The following is a 14,194-nucleotide window of genomic DNA, read 5'->3' on the forward strand; positions in this document are numbered from 1 at the left end:
ATATTGTTGAGAGCGATTTATGTCTGAAATCCTTCATCCATTACAATCTGAGGTGACGCTTATCACCTCATTCCAAGATGCCGACCCAATGGGCGTGATCTATCACGGCAACTACTTCCGATTCTTTGAAGAAGTTAGGCGCATCATGATGGATAAGATTGAGTACAACTACCATGATATGAAGGATTCTGGCTACATGTGGCCTATCATCGATACCCGCGTGAAATACATTAAGGCGATACCGTTTAATCACAAGATTAAGGTAACGGCTAAGTTGACTGAATGGGAAAACCGCTTGCGTGTTGACTACGAAATTCACGATGCCAACACCGGTGCTCGCATGACACGCGCTCACACCATGCAGGTTGCCGTCACCATTGAAGAACAAGAGATGTGCTTCGCTTCACCGAAAGTGTTTACTGACAAAGTCGAACACTGGCACCAATTTGGTTGCTTACCTCTAGCAACTGAACATCAAACGCAAGCCTCTAACCCACAGCAGGTGAACCATGAATCTGTTTAAACGCAGTCGCAAATACATCAATATCGCGCTAATTGGACTTACTACGATGATGGCAAGCGGCCTTGTAGGCGCCAAAGAAAACTCTGCAGCTGTCAGTTCTATTTCAGAGCTGCAGACGGTGCTCAGCGAGAATAGTATTGTGCGTGGTGAGTTCACTCAAACACGCAATATGGAGATGTTCGCCCAGCCTTTAACGTCGCAAGGTACATTTCTGTTAGACAAATCAAGTGGCCTACTTTGGACGCAAACCACTCCGTTTCCCGTGAACTTAGTGCTCACCGATAACAAACTGAGCCAAAGGTTTGCCGATCAACCCGCAAAAATCATCACCGACAAAGAAAATCCAATGGCGTTTTATTTCAGCCATATCTTCTTGTCAGTGTTTCATGGGGACACGCAAAAACTTCAGGAACAGTTCGCACTCGATTTTGAGCCCGCAACTAACACCAGCTCTGATGAAAATGTACAAGCATGGACACTGACTCTAAAGCCAAAAAATGCACCGATGAATGCGGTGTTTGAGGCGATCACGCTGCAAGGCAACAGCGATATTGAACGTATTGAGTTGAAAGAGATTCGTGGAGATAGCACAGTGATCGAATTCAGTCAGTTAAGCCATCTACCGGAAGTATTATCAGATGCTGAAGCGAAACAATTCCAACTCTAGTCTTGCCCTTGTTTGGCTTGTTGTTGTAATGCTATTTAGCGGGTTGTTGATCAAACAATTCGCTTTTTCTTCGTCGGTACCGATTGAAAGCAACATTCTAAAGTTACTGCCCGAAAACCAGCAAGACCCAATGGTAGAGCAAGCCTTTCAGCAGATATCCAGCTCGATGAGCGAGCAAGTGGTATTTATCATAAGCGCTCCCGATATCGAACAAACCATGGTTGCGACTGACGCTTTTGAAAAAGCCCTCAACCAAAGAACTTTTTCAAATCAGCCAACTCTGTTTAAGCAAGTTCAAGGTAAAATCAACGCCAGCACTCAAAGCCAGTGGAGCGATTTCTATTTTCGTCACCGATCTCAACTGCTGACCCAACAACAAAAAGAGACGCTGACACACTCGCCTGATTCGCGAGCTCAATATGTCATTCAGTCTCTGTACAATCCATTCTCAGGCGTCACTGCAGCAGAGTTATCTCTCGACCCATTCTTGTTATTTCGCGACTACATCAGTGCTATTGGCGTCCAATCAAGTAACTTTGTTCTGAAAGAGGGCTATCTCACGGCCCAGTCGAATGAGCAAACTCATATTTTAGTCACGGCTACTCTGGCGGGCTCACCTTATAGCTTGGCGATTCAAGAACAACTTCCAGATCTTGATTCAATTGAGCGCGAGGTCGAAAAACAATTTGGCGTCAAGGTGCAGCATACTGGTGTGGTGTTCTACGCCAATTACGGTACCGAAAGCGCGAAATCAGAAATCAGTACCATTGGTTTGGGCTCATTGGCAGGCGTTATTTTATTGGTGTGGCTGACATTTCGTAGTGCGCTACCACTTGCCTTATCTTTACTCTCAATCAGTACAGGATTATTGGTTGCACTGGCAAGCACTGTCGCTATCTTTGGTAAGGTGCATCTATTCAGCTTGGTGTTTGGCGCTAGCTTGATTGGCGTATCCATCGATTACTCTTTTCACTATCTCACTGACCGTTTGGCCGCAGGAAGCCACTGGCAGAGCGATAAAGGCCTAAAGCATATTTTCATTGCCATCACTCTAGGTTTAATCACCAGCTTAATCGGATACTTAGGGCTACTGGTTGCGCCATTCCCAGGCTTGCAGCAACTGGCTCTGTTTTCGTCGATTGGACTGATCGCAGCTTACGCCAGTGTGGTGTGCTGGTACCCCGTTTTAGCGGCAAAACCAGGCCAAGAGCGCCCTCTTCCCCTGTCGAAACTTTGGCATACTTGGTTAAGCCTTTGGAGCAACCCAAAATTTAGAATTGGCTTACCGTTAACAGTGACTGTCGTTAGCTTGATGTCACTCAGTCAAATTCGTTACGACGACGATATTCGCCAGCTTCAGGCTATGCCCGAACAACTCAAACAACAAGAGCAAGCCATTACTGAGATATCAGGGTTAGGCAGTGGTCAAAATATGCTTTTGGTCACAGCTCAGAGCGACCAAAAGCTACTCAAAAAATTGACAGAAATCACCACAAGCTTAGATTCGCTGGTCAATAGCCAAGGTATCTCCGGGTATCGCAGCATCAATCAACACTTGTTAAGTAAACAAGAACAGCATGATAACTATCAGTTGGTTGAACAACTCTATAGCCAACAAAGTCATATATTACAAAGCTCTTTCGGTTGGTCTACCTTTCCAGAACTACCAAAATTCGAACCAATCACAGTATCTGGATTTTTGGAGTCTCCGGTATCAGAACCCGTTCGACCACTTTGGTTAAAACCTATCGACGGGCAAGCAGCGTCGGTCATTTTGATAAAAGACGTCACTGATGCTGAGCTGTTCTCACAGTGGTTGGAGTCAGATTTTGCTCAGAAGCAAGGTGTGAAACACCTCAATAAAGCGGATGAAATCTCCTCTCTTTTTGCTGAGTACCGCGTCAAGATTACCGAGCTGTTATTGATAGCATTGGCAGCTATTGGCATGCTGTTAGGCTGGCGCTATGGTGTGAAGCAAAGCCTGTTAATGCTGTTGCCTTCATTGATTGCAGGCGTAGCAGGTTTGGCGGTGACCGGAGTTTTAGGCTCGACACTGAACCTATTTAACCTGCTTGGTTTGATTCTGATTTTAGGGATTGGCATAGACTACACCCTGTTCTTTGCTGAGCAAAAGAAATCGCTGAGCACCTTATTAGCGATCACCTTGTCAGGTCTCACAACACTACTTTCATTCGGCTTACTGTCGCTGAGCCAGACTCATGCTATTCATAGCTTCGGGGTGACGGTTCTGACAGGGATCTTTGTCGCTTGGCTGCTTTCTCCACTCGCGATCAACAGTAGTAAAAACGTAGAAGGACCAATTACTCGAGAGGCTTTTAGATGATCCAGACATTAAAGGTAACCTTCGCCATACTAGTGGGCATTCTAATGAGTGCCTGCTCGATGGTTTCTCAGCAGCCAAGTGGTGCGAGCGTGTCTATCGATCAAGACACCGATCTAGCACTACCACTGCCAGCTGAACTGGGATACTCATTAACAGCCAGTCAGTTGATTAGCGCTACGTGGGAAAATGATACACAGCAGCTTCCGGTTCAAGTCGAAGTCACACCGGGTAAAGTGGTTTTGGCGGGGTTCTCCTCTTGGGGTACTCGCATTCTATCGCTGCAATACCAGAATCAAGTAATTGATACGCAGGTTTTGTCTGGGCTTGGCGCAACTTTGCCACAACCTGAACAGGTGCTATTTAATTTAATGCTTACCTTATGGCCGGCTGAAGCATGGGCTCAGCCTTTACAAAGCATAGGTTGGCACCTAGTCGATACCGACAAAACAAGAACCGTATTTGATGAAAACCAACAGGCAATCATTCAAATTGATTACCAAACAGATCCTGGTACACACAAAACGGCAGGCGACATTGTTTTCAAACATTTGACCCAGGGCTACAACATCACCATACAAACGTTGAACTCAACGATTGTCGACAATCCAAGTAAGAGTTGAACACTATGCCTATTTACATCCAAGACTGTGGTTTCCACTCAGCGCTAGGCTCTGAGGTTACCGATATTCATGGCTGTCTGAAAGACGAACGTGAATCAAATATGGTCGAAGTGCACGATATGCTGAACGATGGTAAACATACTGTCGTTGGTCAGATCGCGGGTGAACTACCACCGATTCCTTCAGATCTTACGCAATACGCCACTCGCAACAATCAACTGGCGCTGTCGGCTCTTCACCAAATTGAAGATTCTATCGAGCAAACCAAATCTCAGTTTGGCGCAGATAGAATTGCTGTTGTTATTGGCACCAGCACCTCTGGGATCTACGATGGTGAAGCAGCCTTCAAACAAAAATTGGCAAACGGCGAGTTTCCAGCAGATTACCATTACTCAAAACAAGAGCTTGGTGATACCTCAGAGTTCGTTAGCCAGTATTGCGCATTAACGGGGCCAAACTACGTCATATCTACGGCTTGCTCATCCAGTGGCCGCGTATTTCTGACCGCCCAGCGCTTATTAGATTCAGGTATGGCTGATGCCGTGTTAGTGGGTGGTGTGGATACCTTGTGTAAGCTGACACTCAATGGTTTCCACGGCCTTGAAGCACTCTCAACAACACATTGTAAGCCATTTAGTGCAACCCGAGATGGTATCAACATAGGAGAAGCAGCGGCATTTATGTTGCTCAGCAAAACAAAGTCAGCCGGTGTTAATGCAGCACAAGACACGTCAAACATTGCCTTATTGGGCTGTGGGGACAGCTCTGATGCACACCACATTTCAGCGCCTCACCCTGAAGGCAATGGTGCTGAACAAGCAATGAAAAAAGCGTTACATTCTGCACAGTTAAACGCAGAAGACATTGGTTATATCAATGCACATGGTACAGCAACGCCACTCAATGACTCGATGGAAAGTAAAGCCATTCATCGTATTTTTGCAAACAAGGTTCCCGTCAGTTCTACCAAACCGCTGACCGGGCATACTCTAGGCGCAGCAAGTGCGATTGAGGCTGCAATTGCGTGGCATATTTTGAAATATGACTTACCGCTTCCCTTACAAAAATGTCAGGATAAAGCTGAAGATATTGAGATTGATTTGGTAAACTGTTCACAGAAACTTAAAGCAAAGAACATCTTAAGCAACTCGTTTGCTTTTGGTGGCAACAACATTAGCCTGATTTTTGGTGTAGTAAATGACTGATATCCCTTCTGTAGACCAACTTCTCCCTCACGATGATCCGATGATATTAATCGATCGTGCTATCAGCGTAGAAGCGTTGTCGATCCACTGTCAGGTCGATATTGGTGACCATAATCTGTTCTTTGACGCCGAATCTCAAACGGTCCCAGCTTATGTTGGCATCGAGTTTATGGCGCAGTCTGTAGCGGCGTGGTCTGGATACCATGCGCTGAAAAGCGGCACCACTCCCCCTATCGGTTTTCTGCTTGGCTCTCGTCGCTATAAATCACTGTGTGATGAGTTTACTCAAGGTCAGACCCTTGATATCTATGCCGAACAGCTTATGGAAGACAGCGGCATGGCCGTATTTACCGCAAGAGTCGAAGACCAAGGCGAGTTGGTAGCTCAATGCCAACTCAATGTTTACGTGCCAACCGAACAAAAATTACAAGAAATGAAAACTAGGAGCCCATCATGACCCGTCAGGTTTTAGTCACTGGTGCCAGCAAAGGCATTGGTAAAGCGATCGCTATTCAACTCGCGAAAGACGGATTTGAAATCGCCGTTCATTACATGGGTGACAAGCAAGGTGCTGAGGAGACTCTACAATCGATCACCGAGCAAGGTGGCGCTGGACGTCTTATCCAATTTGATATCAGCAACCGCAGCGAGTGTCGCGAAAAGCTTGAGTCTGATATCGCTGAACATGGTGCTTACTATGGTGTAGTGAACAACGCGGGCATTACTCGTGACACTGCATTCCCCGCGATGACGGAAGAAGAGTGGGATGGTGTGATCCATACCAACCTAGATAGCTTCTACAACGTACTTCACCCTTGTGTAATGCCTATGGTTCAAAAGCGTAAAGGTGGCCGTATCGTCACTCTAGCGTCGGTATCAGGCATTATGGGTAACCGCGGTCAAACTAACTATGCGGCAGCAAAAGCTGGTGTAATTGGCGCGACTAAGTCTCTTGCTCTAGAACTCGCAAAACGCAAGATCACGGTAAACTGTGTCGCTCCTGGCCTAATTGACACTGGCATGGTTGACGAACACGTGAAAGATCATGCGCTTCCTCAAGTACCACTGCGCCGCATGGGCGAGCCTGAAGAAGTAGCCGGCCTAGTCAGCTACCTAATGTCTGATATTGCAGGCTACGTAACTCGCCAAGTGATTTCAGTAAATGGAGGCTTAGTATGACCCGTCGCGTTGTTGTAACAGGAATGTCTGGTGTTACTGCTTTTGGTAACGACTGGCAACAGATAGAGCCTAAGCTAAAGGCCTGTGAGAATGCGACTCAATATATGCCAAGCTTCGAGCAATATGACGGTCTCAACACTAAGCTTGCCGCGCCTATTGATGACTTCCAACTTCCTAAACACTACAAGCGTAAGCAAGTGCGTGGCATGGGCCGTGTATCACGCCTAGCTACCGTTGCGACTGAGAATGCATTGGAGCAAGCCGGCTTAATTGGTCACGATATATTGACCAATGGCGAAACGGGTATCGCTTACGGCTCTTCAACTGGCAGTACCGATGCGGTTGGTGCTTTCGGAGTAATGCTGAACGAGAAGTCGACACGAGCAATCACAGCTACCACTTACGTACAGATGATGCCACACACAGCCGCGGTAAACGTAGGTCTGTTCTTTGGTCTGCGTGGCCGCGTGATTCCCACCAGCAGCGCCTGTACTTCAGGAAGCCAAGCCATTGGTTACGCCTATGAAGCGATCAAGCATGGTTACCAAACCGTAATGGTTGCCGGTGGTGGTGAAGAGTTATGCCCAACTGAGTCTGCCGTTTTCGATACCCTTTTCGCTACCAGTTTAAAAAACGACACACCCAAGAAATCCCCTAGCCCATACGACAGCGAGCGTGATGGCTTGGTTATCGGCGAAGGCGCTGGAACCCTGATCCTTGAAGAGTACGAACATGCTGTTGCTCGTGGCGCAAAGATCTACGCAGAAATCATAGGTTTTGCGAGCAACTGTGATGCGGCTCATGTGACTCAACCTCAGATGGAAACCATGCAAATCTGTATGGAGAAAGCATTGAGAGACGCACAACTTCCAGCTGAGAAGATTGGCTATGTTTCTGCGCACGGTACTGCGACTGAAAAAGGTGATATTGCAGAGAGTAACGCGACAGCGAATATCTTTGGTGAAGTACCAATCAGCTCTCTTAAGAGTTACTTTGGCCATACGCTTGGTGCGTGTGGTGCAATTGAAGCGTGGCTCAGCCTAGAGATGATGCATAGCGGTTGGTTCAGCCCAACCCTAAACCTTAAGAATGTCGATGAACAGTGCGGCAAGCTCGATTACATCACGGGCTCAGGTCGCGAATTGGATGTTGAATACTTGATGAGCAACAACTTTGCTTTTGGTGGAATCAACACCTCTATCATCTTCAAGAAAGTCTAAGCTTAGCTACATAAAACGCTAAGTAAATAAAAAGGGCCAGTAACCAAGTTACTGACCCTTTTTTGATTCTATCAATCGCTCAAATTAAGCGTTAGCTTCACGCTCAGCGATGAACTCAAGAGCCATCTTGATACGAGCGATTACGCGCTCTTTACCAACAAGCTCCATCACTGCATCAACAGAAGGAGACTGACCGCCACCTGTTACTGCTACGCGAAGTGGCATGCCGATTTTACCCATGCCGATCTCTAGCTCTTCACATACCGCTGCAATCACACCATCTTTGATGTTTGCAGTCGTGAAATCTTCAAGTGCTTCAACCTTAGCAAGAGCAAGCTCTAATGGGCCTTTAGCAACACCACGTAGGTGCTTCTTAGCCGCGCCAGCTTCAAACTCAGAGAAATCTTCGTAGAAGTAACGAGATTGCTCAGCAAGTTCGATAAGCGTGTTACAACGCTCGCCAACTAGCTTGATCACTTCAGTGATAGCTGGACCGTTTGTTGTATCGATCTTCTGTGCGTCTAGGTGCCATTGCAGGTATTTTGCAACGTACTCAGGCTCAGATGTCTTGATGTAGTGGTTGTTCAACCAAAGTAGCTTATCAGTGTTGAATGCAGAAGCAGACTTGCTGATAGCGTTCAGGCTGAAGAATTCAATCATCTCTTCTTGAGAGAAGATCTCTTGGTCACCGTGAGACCAGCCTAAACGAACTAGATAGTTGTTTAATGCATTTGGTAGGTAACCTTCATCGCGGTATTGCATTACAGAAACAGCACCGTGACGCTTAGAAAGTTTCGCACCGTCATCACCAAGAATCATTGCACAGTGAGCGAACGTTGGAACTGGCGCGCCTAGTGCTTCATAGATGTTGATTTGACGAGGTGTGTTGTTGATGTGGTCTTCACCACGAACAACGTGTGTGATACCCATGTCCCAGTCATCCACTACTACTACGAAGTTGTAAGTTGGTGCACCGTCTGTACGACGAATGATCAGGTCATCAAGTTGGCTGTTTGCGATTTCAATGCGACCACGGATTTGGTCATCAAATACTACGCTGCCTTCTTTAGGGTTACGGAAACGGATAACGCACGCATCGCCTTCTTTTGCTGCTTCGTTTGCTGCAACAATTTTAGGGTGGTTAGCATCGTAGCGAGCCATTTCTTTGTTTTCTTCTTGCTCTGCACGAATTTCATCAAGCAGCTCTTTAGACGCGTAGCATTTGAATGCTTTGTCTTCAGCAAGTAGCTTATCAACCATTTCGTTGTAACGGTCAAAACGCTTAGATTGGTAGTAAGGACCTTCGTCCCATTCCATACCCATCCATTGCATGCCTTCTAGAATTGCATCAACCGCTTCTTGAGAGTTACGCTCAAGGTCTGTGTCTTCGATACGTAGAACGAATTCACCGCCTTGGTTTTTAGCGAATAGCCAAGAGTAAAGTGCAGTACGTGCACCACCAACGTGAAGATAGCCAGTTGGGCTAGGAGCAAAACGAGTTTTAACCGTCATTTAAATACCTTGATTATGTAGGTGATTCTTTTAGTGCTCGCCATTACAAAGCCTGTAACAGAAAAATATCACTAAATTTTGGGCGCTATTTTATCACCACCGCTTAAATCTACAATCAGTAGTGAATGATTAATGCACTGTTGTTGTACGAAAGCTGTTATTGAAAGACTAATTACGTCTTCAAAGTAGCAAATCGATGGTATTAGCCTGTAGATTATAGTCGCACATTCTTTATTCCCCTCTCTCATTCCCAAATTGAATCCACCAGCTAATGCACCACTAAGATCAAATTCTTGAATTTATGTTTGACCTTACCCTTACGGGAAGGTTTATGTTAGGCGTAGATGAGAATTGGAGTATCGATATGAACCACTACACAACCGCGCTCAACGGCTTAAATTGCATGGGTTGTGCGAAGAAAGTCCGCACCCTGTTTGCTGATCTCGACAACACGACGATCAATGATATATCGCCGACCTACATCGATATTTCGACTCCATTTAATTACGTTCAACTCAACGAACAGTTGGCGACGCTTGGTTATAGCATGGGCAATAAACTGCACCTTTCGTTATCCGGTCTTAGCTGCGGTAAGTGCGTTAACAAGCTGACTCAAGCACTTGAACAAACCGAGCAAATCTCAGACCTAGAAATCAGCAAACAAGAATTAGCACTAGTCACTCTACTTTCTGAATCCGAGGTGATTGAGTTGGTCGAAAGCGCGGGTTATCACGCAGCTCCCTACTCTGAAGCGAATGACCTCTCACCGAGTTCGGATTTAGAAGAAGATAAAGAATCTGCATCTACAAAAACAATGCCTACTGAACCCGTTGCGAGTCAATATACTTATCACCTTGTTCTTAAGGGGATGACGTGTGCGAGTTGTGTTTCTTCGGTAGAGAAAGCACTGAAAAAGAATGAGTTCGTCGACCAAGCTCAGATCAATCTCGCAGAACAGACAGCCTTAGTTTTCACCTCTAAAACACGAGACGTCATCGAAAGCGCGCTAATAGAATCCGTAAAAACCGCAGGTTATGGTGCAGAGTTCGTTGATGACGCGGCGACTCAACAACAAAAACAGCAAGAACAACAACTTCGTACCCAAAAAGCTTTCCTAAAAAATTCGGTAAGCGCGCTGCTTATCGGTGCTCCGCTGATGGCGTGGGGTCTGTTTGGTGGCAGCATGACTATTGCTACATTTAACGACCAATTGGCTTGGGGCTTAATCGGTGTCGTCTGTTTGGTACTGCTAGCCACTTCAGGTCGTAGCTTCTTCACCAATGCTTGGCAATCACTGATGCACAAGCGCGCGACCATGGATACGTTAGTTGCTTTGGGTACAGGCGCAGCATGGTTCTACTCCATGCTAGTTGTGTTGATTCCGTCATGGTTCCCTGAGGCCTCTCGCCATGTCTACTTTGAGGCGAGTGCGATGATCGTTGGTCTAATTTCTTTGGGCCACTACATTGAAGCCAAAGCCAAAGCTCGCACCACAAAATCACTACAAGCTTTGATTAACCTACAACCTCAAAAAGCGGTGGTGATTGTCGATGGCAAAGAACAAACTATTGCTGTAGAAGCTATCCAAGTAGGCATGCAAGTACGCGTCAAACCGGGTGAGAAAGTGCCAGTTGATGGTGTTGTGGTATCGGGTGAGTCTTACATCGATGAATCCATGTTGACCGGTGAACCACTTCCCAACGTTAAATCGATGAGTGATGGCGTTTCAGCGGGCACTATTAATGGTGATGGCAGCTTAGTTATTGAAGCGACAGGAATTGGCTCAAGCACCATGTTGGCTAGAATCATTCAAATGGTTCGCCAAGCACAAAGCAGCAAACCAGCAATTGCGAAACTAGCCGATTCTATATCTGCCATTTTCGTACCCGTTGTAGTCGCGATCGCAGCTGTTGCAGCCCTAGTTTGGTTTTTTGTAGGCCCACAGCCAAGTGCCAGTTACATGCTTGTTGTATCGACCACTGTGCTGATCATCGCTTGTCCATGTGCATTAGGCTTAGCCACACCGCTTTCGATTACTGTCGGCGTTGGTAAAGCGGCTGAGTTTGGCGTTCTGATCAAAGACGCCGATGTGTTGCAATCTGCAAGCAAAATCGATGCTGTTGTATTTGATAAAACAGGCACTCTAACCCAAGGTAAACCAAGCGTTCAGCAGGCGTTTTACCCTAATCTAACGGAACGGGAATTACTGGCTTACGCTTATTCAGTGGAAGTAGGATCTGAGCACCCACTCGCCAAAGCCGTTTGCCAATATGCAGAGAGCTTGCATGTTTCAGCACTCCCACACAGCGACTTTGAAAACCGCCGAGGCCTTGGAGTACAAGCCAACATTAACGGAAAACACGTCCAAGTCGGCTCTCTTAAATACTTAACCCAACTTGGTATTGATACTCAAATAGGCCGTGACTTTATCGAACTTTGCCGTACACAAGCATGGACGCCAATCTTCGTAGTCATCGACCAAAAACTGGTAGGCATATTAGGCATTTCAGACGCGTTAAAAATAGATAGCACACAAGCCATTGCTCAACTAAAATCCGCCGGAATTCACACTGTGCTATTAACAGGCGACAACGATTCTGTTGCTCAAGCGATTGGCAAAAGCGTCGGTATTGATGAGGTTATCTCGGAAGTACTACCAGAGCAGAAAGCTCAGCATATTGTTCAGCTTCAACAACAATATAAGAGTGTGGCTATGGTTGGAGATGGCATTAACGATGCACCAGCGCTTGCTCAGGCCGACATAGGTATCGCAATGGGCAGTGGCAGTGATGTTGCAATTGAAAGTGCACAAATGACACTCCTCAACTCGTCGCCACTGTCTGTAAGCAACGCGATCGAGCTATCTCAAGCGACCGTAAGAAACATGAAGCAAAACCTATTTGGTGCCTTCATCTACAACTCGCTAGGCATTCCAATAGCAGCCGGTGTGCTCTACCCACTTTTTGGATTTTTGCTTAGCCCAGTAGTTGCAGGTGCAGCAATGGCGATGTCGTCAATTACTGTGGTAAGCAACGCCAACAGGCTGAGATTGTTCAAACCCACTCATTCTAATATCAATAATAACCATATTCATGAGGTTAACCATGATTCGTAAAGTTATGACTCTTACTGCACTCGCTGCAATTTCAGGACAGGCTTTGGCTACTGATGTGCTAAACCATAAATCTCCATATTGCGGCTGCTGCACTGAATGGACGGAGCATATGCGTGATTCCGGGTTCGATGTAACAGAGAAGCTCCACGATGATATGAACCCTATCAAGCAAAAGTTAGGCGTAACACAAGAGCTGTCTTCTTGCCACACCGCAGAGATCGACGGTTATGTATTTGAAGGTCACATTCCAGCAGAAGACGTAAAAGCCTTTTTAGAAAACCCACCACGTAATGCGATTGGTTTGGCGGTTCCGGGTATGCCAATGGGCTCACCAGGCATGGAGTATGGCGATAAGAAAGACGAGTATTCTGTGTATGCGTTTAATGAAAAAGGTCAGGTGTTTGAATACCGTCACTACAACGGGAAATAGAACCTAAACAGACCAACACACAACTATAAAAAAGAAGTCATAAAAATAGAGCCTAGCATTCAGTAAACCCAAGACTGTGGTTTACTTGCTAGGCTCTTTGCTTTTGGACAGTAAAGCAAATCTTGTCGCGGCACTAACCGGGCTGTTAGTGCCGCTATGTTCCCCTCGCTAATTAGCTAGCAAGCTATTTAACAAAGAAGTTCATTCAGCTAATAATCGAATCGACTAAACAGCTAAGCGAATCAGCTTAGAAGCCGTAAGAAGCACCGAATACGAATGCGTTGTTAGCATTATCAGCTTGGTTACGGTACTCAAAGTAAGGTTGAACACCTTGACGAGTCCATGTAGCACGAAGCTCGTGGTCCATTGTGTTGTCAGCATCGCTGATTACGTATACGTTGTTGTAGCTAAGCGCTAGTTCAGCATTTACTGCATAGCCGATACGGTTATCAAAACGAGTTTGGTCGTCAGCTTTGCTGTCTTCCATTGCGTGGTAACGAGTACGGTTGCTGATAGAGATACCGTTGTCGAAGTTATAACCGATCTTAACTAATGGACGATACTGAACCGTTTCGCCGTTGTTTAGTAGGTGGTGGTAACCAGCAGCAACCCATAGGTTGTCGTTGATGTTGTACATCTGCTCAACACCAAGAGTGATGTATGGAGAGTTACCTAGACCGCTATCTTGGATTGCGTCGTTGTCGTACTTACCAAGAGAGATACCATCAAACTCTGTTAGTAGCGTTGTACCTGAATCAAACGTGTGGCCCGCTTCTAGCGTAGACGTAGCGTTTGGTTGGAAATCAGAGTGAAATTGAACGTTACCTGTAACGTAAGAAGAACCAGCAAAAGCACTAGAAGCGAAAGCAAGAGAAAGAGCACTTAGAGCGATAATTTTTTTCATAGTAAACTGCCTTAGTTTGATTTTTTCAGCGGCATATCTTCGGTACATCATTCACCTTCACCGCTTGAGTAGTTGGTCGCCTCCCTGGCATGAAATCTATGTTGCTCGAATTAATTTGCGTTTCAAAATAAAAGGGGCGACAGAGTGATCCCTCTCACTATCAAAAAAAGACAAGTTATTTAACTATTTAAAATCAATAATTTAAAAACATAAAAATTGATAAAAAACTCAAGATGGAAAAATATACAGATCGGGATCACGTTATTTCATGAAGAAAAATTAGATTCAGATAGTTGAATCACATCTGATTTAGAGTTTTTTACAGGGAACTTATTTTTTGAAGAGAATAATGAGAAGCGCGTCACTTTTGGGATTAAAGTCACCTTATGTGCATTGTTGACGATATAAACAAAGGCGATTTCTATATGTTTCAGTTTTGGATAAACACCTAATTCGCATCAAACAAAAAGAGCTC

General features: G+C 45.7%; 12 protein-coding genes. 10 read left to right on the top strand and 2 right to left on the bottom strand.

What is annotated here, in order from left to right:
• Positions 1-19: 19 nt before the first annotated feature.
• From CWO27_RS21250 to CWO27_RS21285, 8 genes are read left to right on the top strand one after another with little or no spacing between them, the layout of a single operon-like run.
• Complete coding sequence (locus tag CWO27_RS21250; RefSeq protein ID WP_107899474.1) at positions 20-523, top strand: acyl-CoA thioesterase; 504 nt, start codon at positions 20-22, stop codon at positions 521-523.
• A complete protein-coding gene (locus CWO27_RS21255; RefSeq protein WP_107899475.1) occupies positions 510-1,190 on the top strand; it encodes a LolA family protein in 681 nt (226 codons plus the stop codon). The genes CWO27_RS21250 and CWO27_RS21255 overlap by 14 nt, the downstream gene beginning before the upstream one ends.
• Entirely contained in the window at positions 1,162-3,534 is a 2,373-nt protein-coding gene (locus CWO27_RS21260; protein WP_107899476.1) for an MMPL family transporter, read from the top strand. The genes CWO27_RS21255 and CWO27_RS21260 overlap by 29 nt, the downstream gene beginning before the upstream one ends.
• Positions 3,531-4,154, top strand: coding sequence for a DUF3261 domain-containing protein (locus CWO27_RS21265; RefSeq protein WP_048659797.1), 624 nt, complete (start codon positions 3,531-3,533; stop codon positions 4,152-4,154). The genes CWO27_RS21260 and CWO27_RS21265 overlap by 4 nt, the downstream gene beginning before the upstream one ends.
• A gap of 5 nt (positions 4,155-4,159) precedes the next feature.
• Positions 4,160-5,359 (top strand): beta-ketoacyl-[acyl-carrier-protein] synthase family protein, encoded by a 1,200-nt coding sequence (locus tag CWO27_RS21270; protein ID WP_107899477.1) that lies wholly within the window; start codon positions 4,160-4,162, stop codon positions 5,357-5,359.
• Positions 5,352-5,816 carry a hotdog family protein gene (locus CWO27_RS21275; RefSeq protein ID WP_102480677.1) on the top strand — a complete coding sequence of 155 codons (465 nt, stop codon included), beginning with the start codon at positions 5,352-5,354 and terminating at the stop codon, positions 5,814-5,816. Before CWO27_RS21270 ends, CWO27_RS21275 begins: the two co-directional genes overlap by 8 nt.
• Positions 5,813-6,538 (top strand): 3-ketoacyl-ACP reductase FabG2, encoded by a 726-nt coding sequence (locus tag CWO27_RS21280; protein WP_019824153.1) that lies wholly within the window; start codon positions 5,813-5,815, stop codon positions 6,536-6,538. Before CWO27_RS21275 ends, CWO27_RS21280 begins: the two co-directional genes overlap by 4 nt.
• A complete protein-coding gene (locus CWO27_RS21285) occupies positions 6,535-7,758 on the top strand; it encodes a beta-ketoacyl-ACP synthase (protein WP_048669164.1) in 1,224 nt (407 codons plus the stop codon). Before CWO27_RS21280 ends, CWO27_RS21285 begins: the two co-directional genes overlap by 4 nt.
• Before the next feature lie 84 nt (positions 7,759-7,842).
• Here the strand turns inward: CWO27_RS21285 and gltX are convergent, their stop codons facing one another.
• A complete protein-coding gene (gltX, locus tag CWO27_RS21290) occupies positions 7,843-9,270 on the bottom strand; it encodes a glutamate--tRNA ligase (protein ID WP_017069020.1) in 1,428 nt (475 codons plus the stop codon).
• A 301-nt stretch (positions 9,271-9,571) separates the two neighbouring features.
• On the opposite strand from gltX, the gene CWO27_RS21295 reads away from it, so the two are divergent.
• Both CWO27_RS21295 and CWO27_RS21300 read left to right on the top strand, forming a co-directional pair.
• Positions 9,572-12,385, top strand: a complete 2,814-nt coding sequence (locus CWO27_RS21295) for a copper-translocating P-type ATPase (protein WP_107899478.1) — start codon at positions 9,572-9,574, stop codon at positions 12,383-12,385.
• The gene (locus CWO27_RS21300; RefSeq protein WP_102480681.1) at positions 12,375-12,815 is read left to right on the top strand and encodes a DUF411 domain-containing protein; all 441 of its coding nucleotides are present in this window, start codon (positions 12,375-12,377) and stop codon (positions 12,813-12,815) included. Before CWO27_RS21295 ends, CWO27_RS21300 begins: the two co-directional genes overlap by 11 nt.
• 247 nt (positions 12,816-13,062) lie before the next feature.
• Here the strand turns inward: CWO27_RS21300 and CWO27_RS21305 are convergent, their stop codons facing one another.
• Positions 13,063-13,719, bottom strand: a complete 657-nt coding sequence (locus tag CWO27_RS21305) for an oligogalacturonate-specific porin KdgM family protein (RefSeq protein WP_019824160.1) — start codon at positions 13,717-13,719, stop codon at positions 13,063-13,065.
• Between the last annotated feature and the right edge of the window lie 475 nt (positions 13,720-14,194).

Source organism: Vibrio sp. 10N.286.51.C3, from assembly GCF_003050065.1.
GTDB classification, from domain to species: domain Bacteria; phylum Pseudomonadota; class Gammaproteobacteria; order Enterobacterales; family Vibrionaceae; genus Vibrio; species Vibrio crassostreae.

Coding starts and splice junctions, on each gene's coding strand:
- CWO27_RS21250 (WP_107899474.1), top strand. CDS start 20: ATGTCTGAAATCCTTCATCCATTACAATCTGAGGTGACGCTTATCACC.
- CWO27_RS21255 (WP_107899475.1), top strand. CDS start 510: ATGAATCTGTTTAAACGCAGTCGCAAATACATCAATATCGCGCTAATT.
- CWO27_RS21260 (WP_107899476.1), top strand. CDS start 1,162: ATGCTGAAGCGAAACAATTCCAACTCTAGTCTTGCCCTTGTTTGGCTT.
- CWO27_RS21265 (WP_048659797.1), top strand. CDS start 3,531: ATGATCCAGACATTAAAGGTAACCTTCGCCATACTAGTGGGCATTCTA.
- CWO27_RS21270 (WP_107899477.1), top strand. CDS start 4,160: ATGCCTATTTACATCCAAGACTGTGGTTTCCACTCAGCGCTAGGCTCT.
- CWO27_RS21275 (WP_102480677.1), top strand. CDS start 5,352: ATGACTGATATCCCTTCTGTAGACCAACTTCTCCCTCACGATGATCCG.
- CWO27_RS21280 (WP_019824153.1), top strand. CDS start 5,813: ATGACCCGTCAGGTTTTAGTCACTGGTGCCAGCAAAGGCATTGGTAAA.
- CWO27_RS21285 (WP_048669164.1), top strand. CDS start 6,535: ATGACCCGTCGCGTTGTTGTAACAGGAATGTCTGGTGTTACTGCTTTT.
- gltX (WP_017069020.1), bottom strand. CDS start 9,270: ATGACGGTTAAAACTCGTTTTGCTCCTAGCCCAACTGGCTATCTTCAC.
- CWO27_RS21295 (WP_107899478.1), top strand. CDS start 9,572: ATGTTTGACCTTACCCTTACGGGAAGGTTTATGTTAGGCGTAGATGAG.
- CWO27_RS21300 (WP_102480681.1), top strand. CDS start 12,375: ATGATTCGTAAAGTTATGACTCTTACTGCACTCGCTGCAATTTCAGGA.
- CWO27_RS21305 (WP_019824160.1), bottom strand. CDS start 13,719: ATGAAAAAAATTATCGCTCTAAGTGCTCTTTCTCTTGCTTTCGCTTCT.